This is a genomic window from Paramagnetospirillum caucaseum, from assembly GCF_000342045.1.
GTDB classification, from domain to species: Bacteria; Pseudomonadota; Alphaproteobacteria; order Rhodospirillales; family Magnetospirillaceae; genus Phaeospirillum; species Phaeospirillum caucaseum.
Genome location: NZ_AONQ01000022.1, coordinates 22,983 through 46,374, shown reverse-complemented (window position 1 = coordinate 46,374; position 23,392 = coordinate 22,983). Strand labels below are relative to the sequence as shown.

The window sequence follows — 23,392 nt, the reverse complement described above, 5'->3', positions numbered from 1 at the left end:
AGCCGGAGACACGATGAGCGTGGCCACGCTGGATACCAGGGCTGGAGATGCCAAGGCTGGACGGGTTTTTCTGATCGGTGCGGGGCCGGGCGACCCCGACCTGCTGACCGTCAAGGCGCTGCGCCTGATCCAGGGCGCCGCCCTGGTGGTCTATGACCGACTGGTCAGCAAAGAGATCATGGAGCTGATTCCCGCCGCCGCCGAGCGGATCTATGCCGGCAAGGCGCTGGGCAACCACCATCTGGTCCAGGACGAGATCAACGACCTGCTGCTCCGTCTGGCGCGTTCGGGCCGCGACGTGGTACGGCTCAAGGGCGGCGACCCCTTCGTCTTCGGGCGCGGCAGCGAGGAGGCCCTGCATCTGGCCCGCCACGGCATCGCCTTCGAGGTGGTGCCGGGCATCAGCGCCGCCGCCGGCTGTTCCACCTATGCCGGCATTCCCCTGACCCATCGCGGGCTGGCCACCGGGGTGCGCTTCGTCACCGGCCATCTGCAGGGCGAGCGCTCCCTCGACCTGGACTGGACCAAGCTGGCCGATCCCGAGGTCACCCTGGCGGTCTATATGGGCCTGCAGGCCCTGCCGGAGATCGCCGCCCGCCTGATGGCCGCCGGCCTGCCGGCCGACACCCCCGCCGCCGCCGTCGAGAGCGGCACCACGCCGCGCCAGCGCCGGGTGGTCGGCACCCTGGCCACCCTGCTGGACCTGACCGCCGCCGCCGGCCTGCAGGCCCCCACCCTGCTGATCATCGGCCGGGTGGTGGGGCTGGCCGACGAGTTGGACTGGTTCGGCCCGTCATGACCCTTTCCGATTCGGCCCTGGTCCTGGTGGGACATGGCTCGGGTAATTATCCCGACGCCGCCCGTCCCATCCTCGCCCTGGCCGAATCCATCCGGCGCCGCCGGCTGTTCGCCGAGGTGGCGGCGGTGTTCATGAAGCAGAACCCGCCGCTGGCCGCCGCCCTGTCCCTGGTCGCATCCCCGACGGTCTACGTGGTTCCGGTCTTCGCCGGGCGCGGTTTCTATACCGGCACCCTGATCCCGCGTGAAATTGGACTGACCGGTCAGGTTACAGAGCGCGGCGACCGCCGGGTGATCTATACCGAGCCGGCCGGCACCCATCCCCGCCTGCCGGGCTTGCTGGCATGCCGCGCCGACGGGGTGTCGCGGGGCTGCGGCTGGAGTCCGGCGGATACCAGCCTGCTGCTCATCGCCCACGGCTCGGCCCGGCCGGGCGGCGCGGGCGAGACTCCCCGCGCCATCGCCGCCGCCCTGGAGGGTATGGCCCATTTCGCCGAGGTAAGGCTGACTTTCCTGGAACAGGAGCCCTTTGCCGGCCAATGGCCGGAGATGGTCCGGGGCCGGCGCGTGGTGGCGCTGCCCCTGCTGGTGGCGCAAGGGATGCACGCCGGCCGCGACATTCCGCCGCTGTTCGGCCTCGCTCAGGGTGAAACCGGCCCGGTGACCAGCCATGGCCGCCAAGTGGCCCTGGGCACCGGCCTGGGCGCCGAACCGGAACTGGAAGAAATCATCCTCGACCTGGTCAGGGGACGGTAGCGGCAACCGGCCGCGCCGCTGCCGCCTCGGCCATGGCGACGCCGTTGCGTCCCGCCTGCTTGCGCCGGTACATGGCGGCATCGGCGGCCGTGGTCAACTCGTCGGGCGATGCGCCGTGATCGGGATAGAGGGCGATGCCGACGCTGGCGCCGATATGGGCCACGTTCCGGCCGATCACGAAGGGCTCGGACAGCCGCGACACGATCTTCTCGGCGATGGCCAGGGCGTCGGCCTGGCGGTGCAGGGCGGGTATCACCACCGCGAACTCGTCGCCGCCCAGGCGCGCCACCACGTCGTCGGCGCGCACCACCTCGTGCAGGCGCTTGGCCACCACGATGAGCACCGCGTCGCCGGCGGCGTGGCCCATGGTGTCGTTGACCGCCTTGAAGCCGTCCAGGTCGATGTAGAGCAGGGCGAGACCGTCCTGCCTGTCGCGGACCTCGGCCACGGCCACCGCCAGCGAGGTCTCGAAGCACGAACGGTTGGCCAGGCCGGTCAGGGCGTCATGCTCGGCCTGCCAGCGCATGCGGGTTTCGCGGCGCTTGCGCTCGCTGATGTTGCTGAAGGTGGCCACATAGCCCTGGGCCTGGCCGCCGCGATCCTTGATGGCGGTGATGGACAGCCATTCGGGATAGGTTTCCCCGCTCTTCGAGCGGTTCCATATCTCGCCGTTCCAGGTGCCGGTCTTGGCCAGATGCTCCCACATGGCGGTGTAGAAGGCATCGTCGTGCCGCCCCGAGGCCAGGATGGACGGCGACCGGCCGATCACCTCGTCGGGACCATAGCCGGTGATACGGGTGAAGGCCGGATTGACCAGCTTGATGTGGTTGCGGGCGTCGGTGACCATCACCGCATCGCCGATCAGGTTGAAGACGGTGCCGGCCTCGCGCAGGACGCAGTCGTGGGCCTCGCGGAACTGCTCCTTCTCGGCCAGATGCCGCTTGAAGGCGGCCATGGCCCGCATCAGTTCCCCCACCTCGTCGGCGCGCGAGGTTTCCGGCACCCCCACGTCCTGCCCCGAGGCCAGCCGGGTCATGTGGCGGGTGATCTGGCTAAGCGGCCGGGTGATGGTCGACCCCACCAGCCAGACCACCAGCGCACTGGCCAGCCCGGCCAGCAGGGCGAACAGGCCGAAGCGCCGCGCCGCCGCGTCATAGGCGGCGTCGATGTCGTCCACATAGACGCCGGACCCCACCGTCCAGTCCCAGGGCGCGAAGCCCTCCACGTACGAGATCTTGAGGCGCGGCACGTCGTCGTTCACCCGTGGCCACTTGTAGGTCACCGTGCCGTGGCCGCTGGCGGTGCTGATGCGGATGAACTCGCGGAACAGCGGGCGCCCGTCCGCGTCCCTGAGGTCGCCCACATTGCGGCCGACCATGGCCTCGATGGGATGGGACAGCACCACCGGACGGGAATCGTTGACCCAGACATACTGGTCGGGACCGTAGCGCAGGGTATCCGCCGCCCGCAGCGCCATCTTCTGCGCCACCTCGCGCGAGATGACGCCGTCCAATTCCATGGCGTGGAAGCGGACGATCTGGGTCAGCGCGCCTTGCACCATGATGCGGGTCTGGCTCTGGCGCTCGGCCAGCAGGCGGTCGCGAATCTCGTGCAGGGCGTAAAACGACACGCCGGCCAACGCCGCCAGCAAGATGACGACGATCAGGGACAAACGGATGCCGATGCGCAGATTGACGATCACTCAGATGCCCCCGAAATGCATCTTTACCAAGCGGCGCACAATACACGGAAGCATCGGAAAGTTAAGCGATATTCACTCAATACAAGGCATGGCAAAGGGCAATACTTTGCCATTACCGCCTATGCCACAAGTAGGCATAGCCACGGCAACAGACTGTTATAAAACGACTTTCAAGACATCACGTTCGGCGATACCCCATGGTGCCCCGAATAAAATTCATCAACCGATGATTTAGATAGAAGCCGACAGCGATAACCCTGGGGAGATATTTCCAGACTTCCAAGAGTAGCTGCCGCCACCACCAAATTATGGCCGATGATTTTTCATTCCGCGGCGCCGAGTGGTCTTACCATTTACATGGATATCTTGCCCAAGGCCGCCTGGGTGGCCGCCGCCTTTTCGCGGGCCTTGGCCAGATCGGGCTCGGCCGCCCCTTCCTTGGCCATCTTCAGCGCGGCCTGCAGGGCCGGCATCTTGTCCATGGGGGCGTCGGGAATGGCCCCGAACCCCTGATCCTTGCAGGGATTGGCCTGGGCGGGATCGAATCCCTCGCCGGCCGGGCCGACCAGGCAGTTGATCACGTGCTGGAGATGGCCCTTGACCATCTTCATCTCGGCAGAGGCGGCCGCCATGCCGGCATGGGCGGCGGCGGTGGCCGCCTGCTGCTTGACGTCTCCGGCGGCGGCGGGAAGGACAAAAAGCGCCAGCGCGCCGGCTGCCACGATCGTGGCCGACAGTTTCCGGATCGTAATCATCGTGATGCCTCCCAAGGAGGAATTACCCCAACCAACCCTGACCTAAGCCGTCCCAATCTCCCTTTCAACCGGCATATACCACCGCATAGGGGAAATCGCCGCCGGGTTCCGATCGCATATTGAAGCCCGGCCGATTCGCGTCCATATTCGAAGAGAATTGGAAGCATAAGGAGATGTTCCATGCGTAACCGGAAGGCTCGTGCCCGCGTTGCCGCGCAGGACAACTCCCGCTTCATCTTCGCCGCCGCCGCCGCCCTGGTGGTACTGGCCGCCGCCGCCCTTTCCCTGGCCGGATAGGCGAGAATTCTCTTGGCCGGACGGCCCCTGGCGAGTCACCATGCCCGCCCCCGTCCCGGCCTGTAGAGAATCATGAAGAAGAGCACCCGCATCCTCCATGCCGGCCGCAAGCCGGAGCTTTTCCACGGCGCCGTCAATCCGCCGGTCTACCACGCCTCGACCATCCTCCACCCGTCGGTGGAGGCCATGGAGAAGAGCGGGAGGACGCCGTTCGAGGGCGTGCGCTACGGCCGCTTCGGCACGCCGACCACCTTCGCCCTGGAAGAGGCGGTGGCCGAGCTGGAGGGCGGGCACCGCAGCGTCGCCACCTCGTCGGGGCTGGCGGCCATCACCGGCGCGCTGCTGGCCTTCCTCAAGGCCGGCGACCACCTGCTGATGGTCGACACCGCCTATTTCCCGACACGCAAGTTCTGCGACACCGTGCTGAGCGGGCTGGGTATCGAGACCACCTATTACGACCCGCTGGCCGGCGCCGGCATCGAAGCGCTGATGCGGCCCGAGACCAAGGTTGTATTCACCGAAAGCCCCGGCTCGCTGACCTTCGAAGTGCAGGACATCCCGGCCATCGCCGAGGTGGCGCATGCCAAGGGCGCCATCGTCATGATGGACAACACCTGGGGCGTGCTGCACTTCCAGCCCTTCACCAAGGGCGTCGACATCTCCATCCAGGCGGCCACCAAGTACATCGTCGGCCACGCCGACGCCATGCTGGGCACCATCACCGCCGCTACGCCCGAGTTGTGGCTGGCCGTCAAGACCTCGCTCGCCGCCTTCGGCGCCTCGCCGGGGACCGAGGAGATGTATCTCGGCCTGCGCGGCTTGCGCACCCTGCCCGTCCGCCTGCGCCAGCATGCCGAGACCGCCCAGCGGCTGACCCGCTGGCTGGAGGCGCGGCCCGAGGTGGAGCGCGTGCTCTATCCGCCGCTGGAAAGCGACCCCGGCCATGATTTGTGGAAGCGGGACTTCACCGGCGGCTGCGGCCTGTTCGGGGTGATCCTCAAGCCGGCGGCCAAGGCGGCGGTGGATGCCATGCTGGACGGCTATTCCCACTTCAAGCTGGGCTTTTCGTGGGGCGGCTTCGAAAGCCTAGTGATTCCCACCTCCGGCCATTCCATCATCCGCACCGCCAGCCCATGGTCGCCCGCCGGCCCCTCGCTTCGCTTCCACGCCGGGCTGGAGGATGCCGACGACCTGCAAGACGACCTGGAACGCGGTTTCGGACGGTTGGCATGCGCCGCCTCCTGATCCTTCTGCTCTTGGCCCTGCCCGGCCCGGCCCTGGCCCATCCCCATGTGCTGGTCGACGTCCACGCCCTGGTGGAGTTCAAGGACGGCAAGATCGTCAGCCTGTTCATGGGCTGGAAGTTCGACGCGGTGTTCAGCGCCTCGCTGCTCAAGGATTTCGACAAGAACGGCGACAACCGCCTGGACGCCGCCGAGATGGCCGACCTGGAGCGCGAGGCCTTCCGCGACACCAAGCCCCAGGCCCATTTCACCTATGCCCGCATAGGGACCGACCCGGTCGTCTGGCCGGACGCCACCGACTTCCGGGTGGTCGCCGTCAAGGATACGCTGATGTACGCTTTCCGCCTGCCCCTGCCCCGCCCGGTGGACCCGCGGCGGGAGGCGTTCAGCGTCACCACCTATGAAGAGACCTTCTACATCGACATGGACTTCCCCACCGACAACGCGGTCACCCTGACGGGCGAAGGGTCGGCCGGGTGCAAGGCGACCATCGCCCCCGACCACGGCAACACCATCTTCGGCGGCGCGGTAACCCCGAAGCGGGCCACCATTATATGCGGCTGATCCTCTTGGTCCTGTCGCTGCTGCCCGCCTCGGCCTGGGCCGCCCTGGTACCGGGCGGCGGAGCGCCGGCCGCCGGCTCCGACCTGCCCGAGCCGCTGCGCAGCATCGCCGCCTGGGGCTTCGCCCTGCAGCGCAGGCTGACCGGCGAATTGCGCGAGCAACTGACGGTGATGAAGGACACCGGCTCGTGGGAACCGGCCGCCGCCATCATCCTGGCCGCCTTCCTCTACGGCGTGTTCCACGCGGTCGGCCCCGGCCACGGCAAGGTGGTGATCGGCGGCTGGTTCGCCACCCGCCGCGCCCGCATCGTCCACGGTCTGGCCGCCAGCCTGATCGCCGCCATGGTCCAGGCCGGTTCGGCCATCCTGGCGGTCGGCATCCTGGCCGGAGTGCTGAGTCTGGCGCCGCGCGCCGTCACCGCCGGGGCGGCCTGGCTGGAACTGGGCTCGTTCGCCATGATCGTCGCCATCGGCGCCCTGATGACCTGGCGGACCCTGACCGGCAAGGGCTGCGGCCATGATCATGGCCATCATGAACATGCGGATCACCATCATGACGGCACCTGCTGCGGCCATCACCACCATCACGAGGCGGGGGCCGCGGGCGGGAAGGCCGAGCGCAACGCCCTGTTCGCCATGGCGGCGGCGGTGGGCTTCCGCCCCTGTTCCGGCGCCATCCTGGTGCTGCTGTTCTGCTTCGCCAACGGCATGATCCTGATCGGCGTGCTGGCCACCCTGGCCATGGGAATCGGCGTCGCCGTCACGGTGGCGGCCATCGGGCTGGGAGCACTGGGCCTCAACCGCCTGGTGGAGCGGGGTTTCGGCGGTTCCAGCCTGGGCGGACGCATCCGTTTCGCCCTGGCCCTGGCCGGCTCGCTGTCCATCACCGTGCTGGGTGCGGCGCTGCTGATCGGCACCATCGTCAACGGACCGACAGCAACCGGCTAGAAAATTGAGAAATAATCAAATTCGTCACAATCCGTTCACACCAAGGGAGCCAATGTTAGAACGGTCTGATATGATAATCATTTCAGCCCACTGCGCCGCAGCAATCGTGCCGCCCGATCCCCAGGAGGGCGGCGCCGGGATACCTTCGCATAGGTAACAACCCGAATGGGTTAAGGGGGGGGCCCGATTGTTGAGCGCCCGATCTCCAGCTTAGAATCCCCTCATCGCCAAAGGGATTCAGATGCGATTGGAGATGGCCATGGCCCCGCTGGATTGCACGATGGATCAGACATCAAAACTCGCCTGCAAGCAGATCAGCTACCGCTTCTTCACCGGAGCGCAAGCACCGCTCAAGGCGGACCTGTTCTTCGACCGCAAGACCTTCCGCCTGGACATCCCGCCGACGGCCCCCAAGCCGGAATGGGCCAAGCTGGAGCACCACCGCTGCCCCAACTGCACCCTGTCCGACGATTGCGCCTATTGCCCGGCGGCTCTTGGCATCGCCATGTTCCTGCCGACCTTCAAGGATTGCGTCTCCCACACCAAGGCGGTGGTCGAGGTGGATACGGACAACCGCACCATCGTCGCCAAGACCACGCTGCAATCGGGGCTGGGCTCGCTGATCGGGCTGGTCTGCGCCACCTCGGGCTGCCCGCTGACCCGCTTCCTGCGGCCCATGGCCCGCTTCCACCTGCCCTTCGCCGACGAGCAGGAGACTCTGTTCCGCTCGTTCTCGTCCTGGCTGCTGTCGGCCATCGTGCAGCAGCGCATGACCGGCACGGACGGGCCGGTGACCCTGGACGGGTTGAAGCAGCACTACCAGGACCTGTCGGTGATGAACTCGCACCTGGCCGAGCGCATGCGCAACAGCGTCAGCCGCGACGCCCTGCTCAACGCGGTGATCATCCTCGACCTGTTCGCCCAGATCGCCCCCGACAACATCGACGGGGGCTTCGAGGACATCCTGGACGCCTTCACGGTCGAGGATGAGTGACCGTCACGCCAGCTTGAGGCCGGCGATGCCGGCGACGATCAGGGCGATGCAGCCCAGGCGGAGCGCATCGGCCGGCTCGGCGAACAAGATGATGCCGGCGATCACTGTTCCCACGCTGCCGATGCCGGTCCACACCGCGTAGGCGGTGCCGAGAGGCAGAGAGCGCATGGCCATGCCCAACAGCACCACGCTGCCCACCATGGCGGCGCCGGTCAGCACCAGGGGGATGGGCCGCGACAGGCCGTCCACGTATTTCAGCCCCACCGCCCAGCCGATTTCCAGCAACCCGGCCAGCAACAGATAAATCCACGGCATTTGGCAATGCTCCGTCCAGCCCGGGCCGTCCCGGAAGTGAGGAAAGAGAGAGCCGGGTCGTCCCGGCCCTACCGCTGATCGAACCTGATCTCGATCCGGCGGTTCTTGGCGTAGGCCGCCTCGTTGTCGCCATTGTCCACCGGCTGGAACTCGCCGAAACCGGCCGCCGCCAGCCGGTCCTTGGGGACTCCGTTGGCGGCCAGGGTGCGCAGCACGGTGATGGCGCGGGCCGTAGACAATTCCCAGTTGGAGGGATAGCGGCCCGAGACCATGGGACGCTTGTCGGTGTGGCCGTCGATGCGCAGCACCCAGTTGACGCCCTGGGGCATGGTCTTGGCGATGTCCTTCAGGGTGGCGGCCAGACGGCGCACCTGCTCGACGCCCTCGGTCCCCAATTCGGCCGAGCCGGTCTGGAACAGCAGTTCCGACTGGAAGACGAAGCGGTCGCCCTCGATGCGGATGCCGGGATGGTCGCCCAGCACCTTGCGCAGCCGCCCGAAGAATTCCGAGCGGTATTTCTGCAGCTCCTCGACCTTGCCGGCCAGGGCGACGTTAAGGCGCTTGCCGAGATCGGAAATCTGGGCCTTCTGCTCCCTGTCGCGGGCCTCGGACGCCTCCAGCGCGGCGGTGACGCGGGCCAGTTCGTCGCGCATGGCCTCGATCTGGCGGCTGAGCAGGGCCAGTTGGGCACGGCCCTCGTCCGAGATCTTCTTCTCGGCGGCCAGTTCGGCCTCCTTCTCGTCCTTCAAGGCCAGCAGCGACGCCATGTCCTGGTTGACCCCCGCCGCCCAGGCCTCCAGCTTGTCCTTCTCCGCCCGGCTGCTGACCAGTTCCGCTTCCAGGGCGGCGTTGGCCCTGGTCTGCAGGTTGAGCCTCTCGGCCAGGGCGGCCATCTCGCGTCCCAGATCGTCCAGGGCCTTCTGCCGCCCCGACAGCGCCTGTCCCAGGAAGAACTGGGCCAGCACGAAGATCATCAGCAGAAAGACGATGACCATGACCAGCGTCGCCAGGGCATCGACGAAGCCGGGCCAGATATCGACGGATCGGCGGGCGCGGCGGGCCAGCGGCATGGGCTAGCGCTCCAGCGGTTCCTCGGCGATGGCGGCGATGGTGCGCGCCAGCAGCCGGATTTCCGAGCGCAGTTCCGCGGTCAGTTGCTCGCGGCTGACCACGGTTTCGTCCACCAGCCGTTTCAGCGAGCCGTCCAGGCTGCGCAGATGGTTGCGGCTGGCGTCGTCCATGCCGCCGCCGGTGCCGCCCTCGACCATGCGGGCCATCAGGGAGCGGGTCTCCAGTTGCCCCTCGCCCAGCTTCAGCAGCAGCGACTGCTCGACCTTCATGTGGTCGGTCAGCGTCGAAAGCTTCTCGGTCAGCTGGGTCAGCGAGGCGTTGACGCTGCCCCGGTTGTCCTCGCCCCGTGCGATGACCCGCTGCAGGTTGTCCAGGCTGTCGGCGGTCTGCTCCAGCAGGGCCTGGATATAGGCGGGTACCGACTGGCCGCCGCCGCCGTCCTCGGCCGAGGTCAGGGGGCCGCCGCTGCCCAGACGGGTCTGCCCGGCCAGCCATTCCTCCAGCTCGTTGTAGAAGGCGTTCTGCGCCTGGCCCGCATTGAGGTCGAGGAAGCCCAGGGCCAGCGACCCGGCCAGACCGAACAGCGAGGTGGAAAAGGCAGTGCCCATGCCGGCCAGCGGCTTGGCCATGCCGGCCTTCAGCCCCTCGAAGGCGGCGGCCGGATCGGCGCTGCCCACCGCCAGCGAGGCGATCACCTCGCCCACCGAACCCACCGTCTGCGACAGTCCCCAGAAGGTGCCGAGCAGGCCGAGGAAGATCATCAGCCCGACCACGTAGCGCGACAGGTCGCGCTGTTCCTCCAGACGGGCGGCGATGGAATCCAGCACCGAGCGCAGCGCCATGGCCGACAGGCTGACCCGGCCCTGGCGCTCGCCCAGCATGCCCGCCATGGGGGCCAGCAGACGCAATTGCCCGGACAGAGCCGGCTGGCCCTTGCGCCAGGTATCCAGCCACTCGACCTCGGGGGTGAGCAGGATCACCTGACGGAAATTCAGCACGATGCCCACCACGAACACTCCGACCAGCAGGGCGTTGAGCGCCGGATTATGGGCGAAGGCGGCCAGCAGCCCCTCGTGCAGCAAGGCGGCGATCGCCGCGACCATCACCAGAAAGGCGGCCATGCGCAACAGGTAGCGGGTGGGACGGATCATGGGCGGCACTCGGTCATGGGCGGCGGGCGGAAGGGCTCGCGCGCCGCTTACCCTGGCACGCGATCATGTCCGAAATAGGGCGGATGGCCGCCGCTCAGCGCGCCACCAGCATGGCGTCGACGCGGTCGGCGGCACCGCCCTCCACCTTGTTGCCCAGGGCGCGGACCTCGATGCGGGTGGAGCGCACCCCCATCTCCATCAGGTACTTGCGCACCTCCAGCGCGCGGGACAGCGACAGGCGGCGCGCCTTGCTGGCGTTGGCCTCGTCGCCGGCGGCATAGGCCAGCAACTGGAGATTGAGGTTCTCGTCCCGGTCCATGCGCTGGGCCAGGCGGTCCAGTTCGGCGCGGGCGGCCTCGGGCAGATGGGAGCTGTCGGTGGCGAAGGGCACTGTCAGGTTGTCGCCCTTGCGGCTGGGTCCCGCAGCCGCAGCCGGGGCGACAGCAACCGGCACGGCGGGCGGCAGGGCCGCCACCTGGGGCAACGGAGCGGGCGCGGCGGCGGGCGGCGGGGCCACCGGCAACGGCGGAGCGACCGGAGCCTGGACGACGGGGGCGGGAACCGCCGGAGCGGGCGGCGGGGTCTTGACGAACTGGACGGCGGAGGGAGCCTCGGCCGCCTTCACGGGTTCGGGGGCCTTGGGAGCCTCGGCCGCCTTGACCGGCTCCGGCGCCTTGACCGGTTCGACGGCCTTGACGGGTTCGGAGGCCTTGACCGGCTCGGGGACCTTGACCGGCTCGGGGACCTTGGGGGCCTCGGTCACCTTGACCGGCGCGACCTTGGCGGGTACCGGCACCTCGGCGACGATGTCGGGCTTGGCCGGCTTGGGGGCCGGTCCCGACGCCTTGGGCGCCTCGGCGACCTCGACAGGCTTGGCGGCCTCGACCGCCTTGGGCGGCGCGGCCACGGGAATCTCCGCCTTGGGAACGGCCGGAACGGCCTTGGGGGCGGCGGCAACCTTAGGAGCCGCCTCGGCATAGGGCTTGAAGCCCGAGGGCGCCTTGGCGGCGGCGGCGGGACGCGTCACCGGGCGCGGCACCCCCGGCACGGAAGCCGATGGCGGACGGGTCACCAAGCCGGGCAGGGTGGGTTCCGGGCCCAGCTTGTCCAGTACGTCCCAGTTGACGTCGACGCTGGGGCGGTACTCTCCCACCACCACCTGGGCGGATGCGGGCGCGGCCACGGCGGAAACAAGCGCTCCCAGCGCCAGTAACGCGACCTTTCTCCCCCTGTTCATCACGCCACTCTCCCGGCTGGAATCCCTCGTTTTTCTCGCGACCAAGAATCTAGCCGAACCGGAGTCCGGCCACAACCCTATCCCCGCGCCGTCTTCAGCAGTTTCAGCAGCGGCTGGTGCAGATGATCATTGGCCGCCAGCACTTCGCCGTTGTCCAGCATCTTCGAGCCGCCCTGGAAGTCGGTGACGTAGCCGCCCGCTTCCTTGACCAGCACGATGCCCGCCGCGATGTCCCACGGCTTGATGCCGGTTTCCCAATAGCCGTCGCAGCGCCCCGCCGCCACATAGGCGAGGTCGAGAGCCGCCGAGCCGAAGCGGCGGATACCCGCCACCTGGCCCATCACCGCGCCCAATTCCTTGAGGAAGGTCTCGTGGCCCGGGCGGCCGATGAAGGGGATGCCGGTGGCGATGACGGTCTCTTCCAGCTTGCGCCGGGCCGAGACGCGCAGGCGGTGCTCGTTCAGGAAGGCGCCGGCGCCCTTTTCCGCATGGAACATCTCGTCGCCCAGCGGCTGGTAGACCACGCCGGCGACCAGTTCGCCGTCACGCTCCAGCGCGATGGAGATGCAGAAATTGGGAATGCCGTGCAGGAAGTTGGTGGTGCCGTCGATGGGGTCGATGATCCAGCGCTGGCTCTTGTCGTCGCCGGCGACCTCGCCACCTTCCTCGAGCAGGAAGCCGAAGCCGGGGCGGGCCTTCTTCAACTCGGCGCGGAGCGTCTTCTCGGCCCGAAGATCGGCCGAGGAGACGAAATCGGCGGGGCCCTTCTTGGACACCTGCAACTGCTCGATCTCGCCGTAATCGCGCACCAGGTTACGGGCGGCCTTGCGGGCCGCCCCCATCATGACGTTGAGCAGTGCGGAGCGAATGATCACCGCTCAGCCCTTGAACCGCTCGACATAGGTGCATTCGGTGGTGTTGACCCAGATCACCTCGCCCTCTTCCAGGAAGGGGGGAACCAGGATCTTCATGCCGTTTTCCAGCTTGGCCGGCTTGTAGGACGACGACGCGGTCTGCCCCTTCACCACCGGGTCGGCCTCGACCACCTTCATCACCACCTTTTCCGGCAGGGTGATGGAAACCGGCGAACCTTCGACGAAGTCCACCTCGACCACCATGCCGTCCTGCAGGAAGCCGATGGTGTCGCCCAGGGTGTCGTTGGGCATGGTGAACTGCTCGAAGCTCTCGGAATCCATGAAGGTCATGATCGAATCGTCGCGGAACAGGAAGGTGCACTCCTTGGCCTCGACGTTGCACTTCTCGACGGTGTCGGCGGTGCGCCAGCGCTCGTTGGTCTTGTTGCCGGTGCGGATGTCGCGCATCTCGACGGTGATGAAGGCGCCGCCCTTGCCGGGCTGGACGATCTGGATCTTCAGCACGGCGTACTGGCGGCCGTTGTGTTCGAGAATGTTGCCGGGACGAATCAGGTTGGCATTGATCTTCATGGGAGTTCCAACAGGGCTGACGGAAATTTGGCGCGGACCCTATCAGGTCACCCACGGGAAGGCAAGAATACCCGTCATTCCGGCGGATAGCGGTGCGCCCCGCCCGCCGGATCGGTAACCGTCCCCCCTCCCCGTCCCAGTAGCCGGGTCCCACCGGCACCTTGCCGGCGCCGCCGGGAATGTCGAGCACGTAGGTGGGCTGGGCGATGCCCGACAGGCGGCCGCGCAAACGACGCATCAGCGCCTGGCCCTCGGCGACGGACGGGCGGAAGTGGGCGGTGCCGGGCGCCAGGTCGGGATGGTGCAGGTAATAGGGCCGCACCCGGTTGCGCACCAGGGCGCGGAACAGTTCCTCCAGCACCTCGGCCCGGTCGTTGACGCCCTTGAGCAGCACGGTCTGCGACAGCAGCGGCACCCCGGCCCGCGCCAGCCGCTCCAGGCCGGCGGCGGCCAGGGGAGACAACTCGCGCGGGTGGTTGACGTGCACCGCCAGCCACACCGGCTTCGCCCCTCCCCCCCAGCACACGGGCCAGCCCGGGCGTGACCCGGCGGGGATCGCTGACCGGCACGCGGGAATGGATGCGGATCAGTTCCACATGCGGGATGGCGTTGATACGGCCCAGCAGCGCCGCCAGCCGGGCGGCGGGCAGCATCAGCGGATCGCCGCCGGTCAGGATCACCTCGCGGATTTCCGGACGCTCCGCCACATAGGCCAGGGCCGCCTCGATCTCCGCCTCGCCCATGGTGGCCCCGGAATCGCCCACCCGGGCACGGCGGAAGCAGAAGCGGCAATAGACCGGGCAGACCAGCAGCGGGGTCAGCAGCACCCGGTCGGGGTAGCGGTGGACGAGGCCCTTCACCGGGCTGTAGGCTGCGTCGCCGATGGGGTCGGCCCGTTCCTCCGGCGCCGTGGCCAGTTCCTCGGCCGACGGCACGTATTGCCGGGCGATGGGATCGTCGGAATCGGCGGGATCGATCAGGTCCACCACCGCCGGAGTCAGCGCCACGGCATAGGCCTCGGCAACCCGCTCCACCGTCCCGGCGGAGCGGATCAGCCCGGCGTCAAGCAGGTCTTGGGCGGTGCGAAGGGTGCGGCGGCGGGACATGGGCCACTTGATAGAGGAAAAGGCCATGACAGGTAAAGAATGGTGGCGGCCCGAGGTGTTCGCCGCCCGCAAGGCGAACCTGGAACTGCGCGCCCGCGCCGTCAATGCCCTGCGCGCCTTCTTCGCGGCGCGGGACTTCGCCGAGGTTGAGACGCCCTGCCTGCAGATCTCGCCGGGACTGGAGCCCCACCTCAAGGCCTTCGCCACCGCCTTCGCCGACCCTTTCGGCGGGCCGGACCGGCCGCTCCATCTCCACACCAGCCCGGAATTCGCCATGAAGAAGCTGCTGGTGGCCGGCGTGCCGCGCCTTTACCAATTGGCCAAGGTGTTCCGCAATGCCGAGCGCTCGCCCACCCACCACCCGGAATTCACCATGCTGGAATGGTACCGGGCCGGGGCCTCGCTGGAGGAGTTGATGGCCGATACCGAGACGCTGGTCCGGGACTGCGCCCGCGCCGCCGGAGTGGAACGGCTGCGGCGGGGCGGCGCGGCGTGCGATCCCTTCGCCCCCTGGCGGCGGCTGTCGGTGGCCGAAGCCTTCGCCGAATACGCCGGCATCGACCTGCTGGCCACCGCCCCCGACCCCTGGTCGCCCGACCGGGCGCGCCTCGCCGCCGAGGCGGTCCGCATCGGCCTCTCGGTCAGCCCGTCCGATACCTGGGAGGACGTCTTCTTCAAGGTGATGCTCGACCGCGTCGAACCCCATCTCGGCTTCGACCGGCCGGTCATCCTGCATTCCTATCCGGTGTCCATGGCCGCCCTGTCGCGGCCCTCGCCCGCCGACCCGCGGGTGGCCGAGCGCTTCGAGGCCTATGCCTGCGGCGTGGAATTGTGCAACGCCTTCGGCGAACTGACCGACGCGGCCGAGCAACGCCGCCGCTTCACCGCCGACATGGATCTCAAGGAGCGGCTTTACGGCGAGCGCTATCCGCTGGACGAGGATTTCCTGGCGGCGCTGGAATACGGCATGCCGGACGCGGCGGGCATCGCGCTGGGCTTCGACCGGCTGGTCATGCTGCTGGCCGGGGCGGAGCGCATCGACGACGTGCTGTGGGCGCCGGTGGCCGACTGAATATTTTCCGCCCTCATCCCGGGCGAAGTCAGGGGATCTCATCCTGCTCCGGCAGAGCCAGTCCTGAAGGGCCGTGCCAGGGCGCCCCCCGGCTTCACTCGGGATGACGGGAATACGGGGCCTACTTCTTGCCCTTGCCCTTGGGGGCTGAGGGAGCCATTTCGCCGCCCAGGCTCTGCCACAGCTGGGTCACGATCTCCATGTTGCGGCTTACCACCGCCTGCAGGATGGCCGGCTGGGCGGTGACGAATTGCTGCGGATCGCGAATGGCGGCCAGTTGCTGGAACGCCTTGGCGTTGTTCTCGGTGATCTCGCGGGCCGCCTCGAAATTGGCGCGCTGGAACTCGGCCACCTTGCCCAGGAAGGACGCCGGATCGGCGGTAAAGGCCTCGAACATCTTGGGATCGAACGTGGGGAACATCGGGCCCTCCTCTCCTGAACGGGAACCATAGGAAGTTTGTCACGTTTCCAAGTCGGCGGCAACGGATGCGCGGACGCGGGCTATTCCGCCCCCTGCAGCTCGGTGGCGAGGCGCTGCTGCAGGGTCTGGGCCTCCTGCTGGCGACGCCACATGGCGGCATAGTGGCCGCCGGCTTCCAGCAATTGGGCGTGGCGGCCGCGCTCGACGATGCGGCCGCCGTCCAGCACCACGATCTCGTCGGCGTCGACCACGGTGGACAGCCGGTGTGCGACGATCAGGGTGGTGCGGTCCCGCGACACCTCGCGCAGGGATTCCTGGATTTCCTTCTCCGTCTGGGTGTCGAGCGCGCTGGTCGCCTCGTCGAAGATCAGAATGGAGGGGCGCTTGAGGATGGTCCGCGCGATGGCGACGCGCTGCTTCTCGCCGCCCGACAGCTTCAGGCCGCGCTCGCCCACCCGGGTGTCGTAGCCCTGGGGCAGGCTTTGCACGAAATCGTGGATGCGGGCCAGCCGGGCGGCCTCCTCCACCTCGTCCTGGGCCGCGCCGGGGCGGCCATAGGCGATGTTGTAGCGGATGGTGTCGTTAAACAGCACGGTGTCCTGGGGGACGATGCCGATGGCGGCGCGCAAGGACCCCTGGGTCACCTGGCGGATATCCTGGCCGTCGATCAGGATGGCCCCGCCGTTGACGTCGTAGAAGCGGAACAGCAGGCGCGACAGGGTGCTCTTGCCCGCCCCCGACGGCCCGACGATGGCCAGGGTGTTCCCGGCGGGAATGGTGAAATCGACGCCGCCCAGAATCCGGCGGTCGGGATTGTAGCCGAAGGTCACGCCGTCGAAGCGCACCTCGCCGCCGGCCAGGGCCAGGGGCTTCGAGCCGGGAGAATCCTCGATCTCGGCGTTTTCGCGCAGCAGGCGGAACATGGATTCCATGTCGGTCAGCGACTGCTTGATCTCGCGGTAGACGAAGCCCAGGAAATTGAGCGGCAGGTACAGCTGGATCAGATAGGCGTTGACCAGGACGAAATCGCCCAGCGTCATGGTGCCGTCGGCGACCCCTTCGGCGGCGCGGATCATCACCAGGGTCAGACCGATGGCGATGACGGCGCCCTGGCCCATGTTGAGCAGCGACAGGGTCACCTTGCTCTTGCTGGCGGCGTATTCGTAGCGGGCCAGGGCCTTGTCGTAGCGCCCGGCCTCGTGGGCCTCGTTGCAGAAGTACTTCACCGTCTCGAAGTTGAGCAGCGAGTCGATGGCCTTGGTCGAGGCCTCGGAATCCGTCTCGTTCATGGCGCGGCGGAACTTGGTCCGCCACTCGGTGACGCCCAGCGTGAAGGCGATGTAGACGGCGATGGTCGCGGCGGTGATCAACGCGAACACCCCGTCGTAGAGCCCCCACAGGATGGCGGTGACCAGCCCGATCTCCAGCAGGGTGGGCAGGATGTTGAACAGCATGAAGTTCAGCAGGAACTCGATGCCCTTGGTGCCGCGCTCGATGGCGCGGGACACCCCGCCGGTCTGGCGGTCCAGGTGGAAGCGCAATCCCAGACGGTGCAGGTGGGTGAACACCCCCAGCCCGACCTTGCGGATGGCGCGCTGCGCCACCTTGACGAAGACGATATCGCGCAACTCGGCGAAGCTGCCGGCCATGACGCGCGCCGCGCCATAGGCCGCCAGCAGGGCCAGCGGCACCAGGACCGGCGACACCGAGAGGACATCCACCGCCTGCTTGTAGAGCAAGGGAATGCCGACGCCCACGCCCTTGGCCGCCACCAGGAGGATCATGGCCATGACCACCCTGAGGCGCAGTTCGGGCTCGCCCGGCGGCCACAGATAGGGGAACAGGGTACGCAGCGTGGACCAGTCGGCGCCCGGCCCCTGGCCGCGCCCCTTGTCCCACGAGGAGGGATCGCGTCGTCTCATCCGCTTAAGATGAGGGCTTGGCGGCCCTGCCGCAACCTCGGAACGGGGGCACCAAAGGTTCATCGGCGGTTCATGTTTGCGCGGCTAGGGTCGGCGAACCCCACCAACCCGGAGAAATACACCATGTCCCGTATTCCTGCCCTTGCCGTTCTGCTGGCCGTCTTGGCCGCCTCCCCCGTGCTGGCCGCCTCGCCGTCCCACGATCACTCCCACGAGAAGGCGGCCCCGGCGGCGGGCAAGCTGACCCTCGACCATGGGCGGAAGTGGCAGACCGACGCCCCCCTGCGCCAGGGCATGGCCGCCATCGGCGGCGAGTTGCGCGCCGCCCTGGGGCCGGTGCACGACAAGCGCTACAAGGCGGCGGAGTTCGACGCCCTGGCGGCGTCCATCGGGCGGCACATGGACGGCATCGCGGAGCAGTGCAAGCTGCCCGAGGCGGCCGACGCCCAGATTCATATCGTGCTGGCCGACCTCATCGCCGCCACCGACGCCATGAAGGGCAAGGGCGGCGACCGGAGCCGGGGCGTGGTCGCGGCGGTCAAGGCGCTGGACCGCTATCAGGCGCATTTCGACCATCCCGGCTGGGCTCCGGTCCGCCACTGACGCACAGCCGCCAGATTACGGCACTCTTCGACGATTGCTCCCGCCCGGGCCTATGACTATTGTAGCCGGGCGGGAGAGATGAGGGCTCATACGTAGATGCGGCATCCGACGGCGACACAGTCGGTCGAGGGCACCGACTGGAAGAAGGTCAGGGTGCTGGTGTTCGGCCTGGACGATCAGTTCCGGTTCCTCGCCCGCCAGACCTTTCGCAAGCTGAACGTGCGCGAGGTGGCGTCCTTCGACCAGCCGGGCGATCTCGGCCGGCTGCTGGCCCAGGGCTTCGACATCCTGCTCATCGACTTCGCCGCCAAGCCCGAGGAAGGCCTGCGGGTGCTGGAAAGCGTGCGCCGGCCGCCGGGCAATCCCAACGAGACCCTGCCGGTGCTGGCGGTGGCGCCCTCCACCCTCAAGGATATTATCGACCGGGCCAAGATTCTGGGGATCGAAGGCGTGGTGCCAAAACCCATCTCCGGCCATGAACTGGGCCACCGGGTGGGCGAGACCCTGGCCAGGCCCGAGCGCATGGCGCCGCCGGCCCGGCGGGACGACGCGCCCAAGCGCAACTTCATCAAGGAGGCCGATCCGTTGCCGGAACTGGCCGGCGACGACGCCGAGCCGGCCGTATCCAGGGCCACCCCGCCCGAGGCCATTCCCGAGGTGGCCGCCCTGATGGCGCGGCTGGAGGCCAGGACCGGCGTTTCCGCCTCGCCCTCCGATCCGCGCCCGTCGCGCAATGGCCCGGCCATGGCCCTGACCAGCCCCCCGCCCACCGCCTCTCCGCCCGTTCCCGCTCCCAAGGCGGCCCCTGCCGTCGCCCCCGCGCCCGCCCCCAAGGCCACGCCTGTCTCCGCGCCCGGTCCGGTCGGGAGTGGCCGTGGTTTCGCCTCCGCCTCGGGCGAGGCGCCGGTCCGCCGGGTGTCGGGAGGCAAACTGTCCGATGACGACCTGGCTCCGGCCCGCAAGCTGTCCGACGGTCCCATCGAGGTGGCCGGCCTGCGCCCCGATCCCGATGCCGAGGAGGCCAGGCGCCGTGCCGCCAAGCGCCGCAAGCAATGGGAAGAGGCCATGGCCCAGGCCGGACACAAGGCGCGCAAGGGCCGCGACGTGGCGACGCTCGACGTTTCCGCCGTGGTCGCCGAGCACGGCAAATGGCTGCAGACCAAGGGGGCCGAGGGCAAGCGCGCCACCTTCACCGGCATGGACCTGGCGGGGGTCGATCTGTCGGGGGCCGTTCTCGCCAACGCCACCTTCCGCGAAGTGGATCTGTCGGATGCCTGCCTGGCCGAGGCACGGCTCGACGGCTCGGACTTCCGCTATGCCACCCTGTCGGCGGCCAATCTGGGCGGGGCCAATCTTGGGGTGGCGGCATTGCGCCACGCCAAGCTCGATCTCAGCAACCTGGAAGGCGCCACCCTGCGCGGCACCGACCTGTCGGGGGCCTCGTTATGCGGCGCCCGCACCGCCGGCGCCGATTTCAAGGGCGCCATCATGATGGGCGCCGATCTCCGCGATGCCGACCTGTCCCGGGCCGAGAACCTGACCCAGGCACAGGTCGACAAGGCCATCTGCGACAAGGCGACCAGGTTGCCGCCGGGAGTGTTCCGCCCGCTCGCCGAAGGGGAGCGCCTTTCGTAGGCGCATCCAGTTAAGAGTGCGTTTCACTGGCGCCGGACTGCGCCACTTGAATTCCCACGCGCCACCTACAACATTAAGCCTGCTTGGCAGCGCGACCTTTGTATGGTAGGTCGCCGTCTGGAAAAGGGTTGGGGGACCTTTATCCACAAAGTTCACGTGTGGAGGCTTGCCCATGATCCGGCTGACCGATATCAGAATTTCGGCGAAGATCGCCCTGTCGTTCCTCTTCCCGATCATCCTGATTCTCGGGCTGGCGGGCTATGTCATCAGCGACAAGGCGCGGGTGGTGTCGGAAACCTCGACCCTGGCCGGCATCGCCCCGCTGACCGCCGACATCAGCGCCCTGGTGCACGAGGTGCAGAAGGAGCGCGGCGCCTCGGCGGTCTATATCGGCAGCAAGGGCGAGAAGTTCCGCGACGAGATGCAGGCGCAGCGCAAGCTGACCGACGAGGCCCGCGCCCGGCTGGTCCGTTCGCTGGCCGGCGTCGACCTCGCCGCCCTGGGCTCGAGCTTCCCCCCCAAGGTCGAGGCGGCGGCCAAGCGGCTCGACGCGTTGATCGCCACCCGCGGCGCCATCGATTCGCTGGGCATCGACGGCCGGACCTCGCTGGGCAACTTCACCGAGACCATCCGCTTCCAGTTGGACGTGGTCAACCAGATCGCCCTGCTGTCCAGCGATATCCGGGTCGGGCGGATGATCGGCGCCTATCTCAAGCTGATGGAAGGCAAGGAGAAGGCCGGGCAGGAGCGGGCCACCGCCGCCGGCGCCTTCGCCGCCGGAAAGTTCGAACCCGACGTCTATCGCCGCTTCGTTTCCATCGTCGCCGAACAGCAGTTGTTCCTGGGCGAGTTCCTGACCAATTCCGCCGCCGCACAGGCTGAATTCTACCGCGCCACCCTGGAGGACGAGGCCAGCCGTACGGTGGAGCGCATGCGCAAGGTGGGGCTGGACAGCACCGCCACCGGCTCCATCGGCGACGTCACCGGCCCGGCTTGGTTCGCCGCCTCGACGTCACGCATCAACCTGCTGAAGAAGGTCGAGGACCGCATGGCCGCCGACGTTCAGTCCCTTGCCGCCCAGGTCAACGGCGACGCCAGGGGCGTGCTGATCACCACTATCGTCGGCGTTGTCGCCGCCCTGGTGATCGCCCTGGCGGTGGGCTGGACGGTGGTGCGTCAGATGACCTCGGCCATCGGCTCGCTGGTCGGCACCATGGACCGCCTGGCCGCCGATGATTTCTCGGTCAGCGTCGGCGGGACCGAACGCGGCGACGAGATGGGGGCCATGGCCCGCTCGGTGCAGATCTTCAAGGACGCCATGATGCGCGGCCACGATCTGGCCGACAAGCAACTGGCCGAGGCCCATCAGCGCGAATTGCGCGGCCAGGCCATCGAGACGCTGGTCAACCGCTTCCAGGGCTCGGCCGAGCGCATGGTCGAGGCTGTCTCCGCCGCCGCCCAGCGGCTGCAGGGCACCGCCGCCTCCATGAGCCGTGCGGCCAGCGACACCAACAACCGCGCCACCGTGGTGGCCGGCGCCACCGAACTGGCCTCGGCCAACGTCCAGACGGTGGCCGCCGCCGCCGAGGAACTGACCTCGTCCATCCAGGAAATCGGCCGCCAGGTTCACCGCTCCGCCGAGATTTCGGTCAACGCGGTGGCCGAGGCCGGCGAGGCCCAGGGCACCGTCACCGGCCTGGCCACCATGGTCGGCAAGATCGGCGAGGTGGTGACCCTGATCAACGATATCGCGTCGCAGACCAACCTGCTGGCGCTGAACGCCACCATCGAGGCGGCGCGGGCCGGCGAGGCGGGCAAGGGCTTCGCCGTGGTGGCGGGCGAGGTGAAGAACCTCGCCAACCAGACGGCGCGCGCCACCGGCGAGATCGGCCAGCAGATCGCCTCGGTGCAGCAGCAGACCGAGAAGGTGGTCCAGGCCATCTCGGACATCGTCGCCATCATCCGCGAGGTGGGGGAAATCACCGCCGGCATCGCCAGCGCGGTGGAGGAGCAGAGCGCCGCCACCCAGGAGATCGCCCGCAGCGTCGAGCAGGCCGCCGCCGGCACCGCCGAGGTCTCGGCCAATGTGGGCGGGGTCCAGGACGCCGCCGGCCGGACCGGCGCCGCCGCCGACGAAGTGCTGGACGCCTCGAAGGCCATGGGGAACGAGGCGGTGCGCCTCAAATCCACCATCGACGGCTTCCTGGGAGAAATCCGGGCGGTTTAGGGTCTTCCCGCCATCGTTGTCCCGGCCTTGGGCCGGGACCCGGGCCTCAGCGGTGCTTTTCCACCAGCTTGATCATGGTATCGAGCGTGATGGAGGCGAAGGTGGCGCGGGCCGTATCCTCGATCTCCATCAGCACCTGGCACAGCCCCTTGCCCTCGGCGGTATCGTCGCCGTCTTCCCGCTCGCCGTTGCGGATGGGGTCGATGGTCTCGAACAGCTGGATGATATCCAGCAAGGTGGTGCGCCGCCGGTTGCCGGAAAAGCGGTAGCCGCCGCCGGCGCCACGCACCGCCTCGACCAGTCCGACCCGGCCCAGCGAGCGCAGCACCTTGGCCAGATGGTTGGTGCTGATGCCGTACTTCTCGGCGATCTCGTTGGCCGACAGCTGGCGATCCTGGCCCGAGGCCAGCTCGAGAATGGCGAACAGGGCGCAGCGGGTGGCTTTCTGGAGCTTCATCAGAGATCCTTCTCGAACTGGATGAAGGGACCGGCCATCATGCCCTGGCTGCGGAAGAAGCTCATGATCAGGGTGTCGTCGCGCGCCAGCATGGTGCGGACCTTGGAGACGCCCGCCTTGCGCAGACGGTCGTTCAGCGCCTCGAGCAGCGTGTGGCCGACACCGCCCTGGCGGATGTTGTTGCGGACACCCACCGCGAAAATCCAGCCGCAGGGCGGCGAACCGAACTCCCAGGCGCGGACTTCACCGATGATGAATCCAAGAACGGTATCCCCGTCGCAGGCCACCAAGAAAAATCGGTACCGTTTTACGGATTTAGGTTGGGCATCATCATCCATATCATTCGAGCGGTTGTTGTAACGCTCGAACAAATCTTCCCAATACTCGGCCTTGGATAGACCAGTATTCTCCGTATCGATGGCAATCACTTGCGGAATGTCTGTCGCCTTTGCGAGACGGACAGTAGGTTTTCTTTCGGATTGCCTAGCCTGTGGATTTGCCATCGAGACCGCCTTCAGTACTGGTAAAACCGTTCTACTGCAGCATTCCGATGATTACAACGCCATTTCTAATTATGCATCTTCAAGCCCAGCAATGACGTCCTTTCAGCCATGAGCCGGTGGCGGGCGTCGCCGACATGTGCCGGGTTGGCGAATGTCCTCGCCGGGTGTAG

General features: G+C 67.9%; 22 protein-coding genes and 2 pseudogenes. 10 read left to right on the top strand and 14 right to left on the bottom strand.

Going from position 1 to position 23,392, the window contains the following annotated elements; all coding sequences use genetic code 11:
* Positions 1–13: 13 nt before the first annotated feature.
* Both cobA and H261_RS09855 read left to right on the top strand, forming a co-directional pair.
* Positions 14–799, top strand: a complete 786-nt coding sequence (cobA, locus tag H261_RS09860; protein WP_008616946.1) for a uroporphyrinogen-III C-methyltransferase — start codon at positions 14–16, stop codon at positions 797–799.
* Positions 796–1,554, top strand: coding sequence for a CbiX/SirB N-terminal domain-containing protein (locus tag H261_RS09855; protein WP_008616945.1), 759 nt, complete (start codon positions 796–798; stop codon positions 1,552–1,554). Before cobA ends, H261_RS09855 begins: the two co-directional genes overlap by 4 nt.
* On the opposite strand, the gene H261_RS09850 is transcribed toward H261_RS09855, so the two are convergent.
* Together H261_RS09850 and H261_RS09845 are read right to left on the bottom strand one after the other, a co-directional pair.
* Complete coding sequence (locus H261_RS09850; RefSeq protein ID WP_008616944.1) at positions 1,541–3,256, bottom strand: diguanylate cyclase domain-containing protein; 1,716 nt, start codon at positions 3,254–3,256, stop codon at positions 1,541–1,543. The genes H261_RS09855 and H261_RS09850 overlap by 14 nt on opposite strands.
* A gap of 353 nt (positions 3,257–3,609) precedes the next feature.
* On the bottom strand, positions 3,610–4,011 hold the full coding sequence (locus tag H261_RS09845; protein WP_008616943.1) for a hypothetical protein: 402 nt from the start codon (positions 4,009–4,011) through the stop codon (positions 3,610–3,612).
* Between the two features lie 369 nt (positions 4,012–4,380).
* Between H261_RS09845 and metC the strand changes: the two genes are divergently transcribed.
* From metC to H261_RS09825, 4 genes are all read left to right on the top strand, one after another.
* The gene (gene metC / locus H261_RS09840) at positions 4,381–5,553 is read left to right on the top strand and encodes a cystathionine beta-lyase (protein ID WP_008616942.1); all 1,173 of its coding nucleotides are present in this window, start codon (positions 4,381–4,383) and stop codon (positions 5,551–5,553) included.
* Entirely contained in the window at positions 5,538–6,116 is a 579-nt protein-coding gene (locus tag H261_RS09835) for a DUF1007 family protein (RefSeq protein WP_008616941.1), read from the top strand. Before metC ends, H261_RS09835 begins: the two co-directional genes overlap by 16 nt.
* The gene (locus H261_RS09830; RefSeq protein ID WP_008616940.1) at positions 6,107–7,063 is read left to right on the top strand and encodes a nickel/cobalt transporter; all 957 of its coding nucleotides are present in this window, start codon (positions 6,107–6,109) and stop codon (positions 7,061–7,063) included. The genes H261_RS09835 and H261_RS09830 overlap by 10 nt, the downstream gene beginning before the upstream one ends.
* 280 nt (positions 7,064–7,343) lie before the next feature.
* Entirely contained in the window at positions 7,344–8,057 is a 714-nt protein-coding gene (locus tag H261_RS09825; protein WP_235062911.1) for a DUF6901 family protein, read from the top strand.
* A gap of 3 nt (positions 8,058–8,060) precedes the next feature.
* Here the strand turns inward: H261_RS09825 and H261_RS09820 are convergent, their stop codons facing one another.
* The 8 genes and pseudogenes from H261_RS09820 to H261_RS26850 form a co-directional block, all read right to left on the bottom strand.
* Positions 8,061–8,372: a DMT family transporter gene (locus H261_RS09820; RefSeq protein ID WP_008616938.1), complete on the bottom strand. Its 312-nt coding sequence runs from the start codon at positions 8,370–8,372 to the stop codon at positions 8,061–8,063.
* A 68-nt stretch (positions 8,373–8,440) separates the two neighbouring features.
* Entirely contained in the window at positions 8,441–9,442 is a 1,002-nt protein-coding gene (locus H261_RS09815; protein WP_008616937.1) for a peptidoglycan -binding protein, read from the bottom strand.
* 3 nt (positions 9,443–9,445) lie between these two features.
* Positions 9,446–10,594: a hypothetical protein gene (locus tag H261_RS09810; protein WP_008616935.1), complete on the bottom strand. Its 1,149-nt coding sequence runs from the start codon at positions 10,592–10,594 to the stop codon at positions 9,446–9,448.
* 94 nt (positions 10,595–10,688) lie between these two features.
* On the bottom strand, positions 10,689–11,831 hold the full coding sequence (locus H261_RS09805) for an OmpA family protein (protein ID WP_081608890.1): 1,143 nt from the start codon (positions 11,829–11,831) through the stop codon (positions 10,689–10,691).
* A 77-nt stretch (positions 11,832–11,908) separates the two neighbouring features.
* Positions 11,909–12,706 carry an inositol monophosphatase family protein gene (locus tag H261_RS09800; RefSeq protein ID WP_008616930.1) on the bottom strand — a complete coding sequence of 266 codons (798 nt, stop codon included), beginning with the start codon at positions 12,704–12,706 and terminating at the stop codon, positions 11,909–11,911.
* A 3-nt stretch (positions 12,707–12,709) separates the two neighbouring features.
* The gene (gene efp, locus H261_RS09795; protein WP_040476155.1) at positions 12,710–13,276 is read right to left on the bottom strand and encodes an elongation factor P; all 567 of its coding nucleotides are present in this window, start codon (positions 13,274–13,276) and stop codon (positions 12,710–12,712) included.
* Between the two features lie 181 nt (positions 13,277–13,457).
* Positions 13,458–13,514 (bottom strand): annotated as a pseudogene (locus H261_RS26855) (hypothetical protein); the annotation flags it as partial.
* 400 nt (positions 13,515–13,914) lie between these two features.
* Positions 13,915–14,382 (bottom strand): annotated as a pseudogene (locus tag H261_RS26850) (radical SAM protein); the annotation flags it as partial.
* A gap of 25 nt (positions 14,383–14,407) precedes the next feature.
* Between H261_RS26850 and epmA the strand changes: the two are divergent.
* Positions 14,408–15,454: an EF-P lysine aminoacylase EpmA gene (gene epmA / locus H261_RS09785; protein ID WP_040476153.1), complete on the top strand. Its 1,047-nt coding sequence runs from the start codon at positions 14,408–14,410 to the stop codon at positions 15,452–15,454.
* A gap of 121 nt (positions 15,455–15,575) precedes the next feature.
* Here epmA and H261_RS09780 read toward each other — a convergent pair whose 3' ends face one another.
* Together H261_RS09780 and H261_RS09775 are read right to left on the bottom strand one after the other, a co-directional pair.
* A complete protein-coding gene (locus H261_RS09780) occupies positions 15,576–15,875 on the bottom strand; it encodes a phasin family protein (protein ID WP_008616917.1) in 300 nt (99 codons plus the stop codon).
* 80 nt (positions 15,876–15,955) lie between these two features.
* Positions 15,956–17,797 carry an ABCB family ABC transporter ATP-binding protein/permease gene (locus H261_RS09775; protein ID WP_008616916.1) on the bottom strand — a complete coding sequence of 614 codons (1,842 nt, stop codon included), beginning with the start codon at positions 17,795–17,797 and terminating at the stop codon, positions 15,956–15,958.
* Positions 17,798–17,920: 123 nt separating this feature from the next.
* On the opposite strand from H261_RS09775, the gene H261_RS09770 reads away from it, so the two are divergent.
* The 3 genes from H261_RS09770 to H261_RS09760 all read left to right on the top strand — a co-directional run bounded on the left by H261_RS09770 (position 17,921) and on the right by H261_RS09760 (position 22,262).
* A complete protein-coding gene (locus H261_RS09770; RefSeq protein WP_008616915.1) occupies positions 17,921–18,400 on the top strand; it encodes a hypothetical protein in 480 nt (159 codons plus the stop codon).
* A 96-nt stretch (positions 18,401–18,496) separates the two neighbouring features.
* On the top strand, positions 18,497–20,035 hold the full coding sequence (locus H261_RS09765) for a pentapeptide repeat-containing protein (protein ID WP_008616914.1): 1,539 nt from the start codon (positions 18,497–18,499) through the stop codon (positions 20,033–20,035).
* 172 nt (positions 20,036–20,207) lie between these two features.
* Positions 20,208–22,262, top strand: coding sequence for a methyl-accepting chemotaxis protein (locus tag H261_RS09760; protein WP_008616913.1), 2,055 nt, complete (start codon positions 20,208–20,210; stop codon positions 22,260–22,262).
* A 46-nt stretch (positions 22,263–22,308) separates the two neighbouring features.
* On the opposite strand, the gene H261_RS09755 is transcribed toward H261_RS09760, so the two are convergent.
* Positions 22,309–22,719 carry an Rrf2 family transcriptional regulator gene (locus H261_RS09755; protein ID WP_008616912.1) on the bottom strand — a complete coding sequence of 137 codons (411 nt, stop codon included), beginning with the start codon at positions 22,717–22,719 and terminating at the stop codon, positions 22,309–22,311.
* Positions 22,719–23,147 (bottom strand): GNAT family N-acetyltransferase, encoded by a 429-nt coding sequence (locus H261_RS09750; RefSeq protein ID WP_235062910.1) that lies wholly within the window; start codon positions 23,145–23,147, stop codon positions 22,719–22,721. Before H261_RS09750 ends, H261_RS09755 begins: the two co-directional genes overlap by 1 nt.
* Positions 23,148–23,392: the final 245 nt, after the last annotated feature.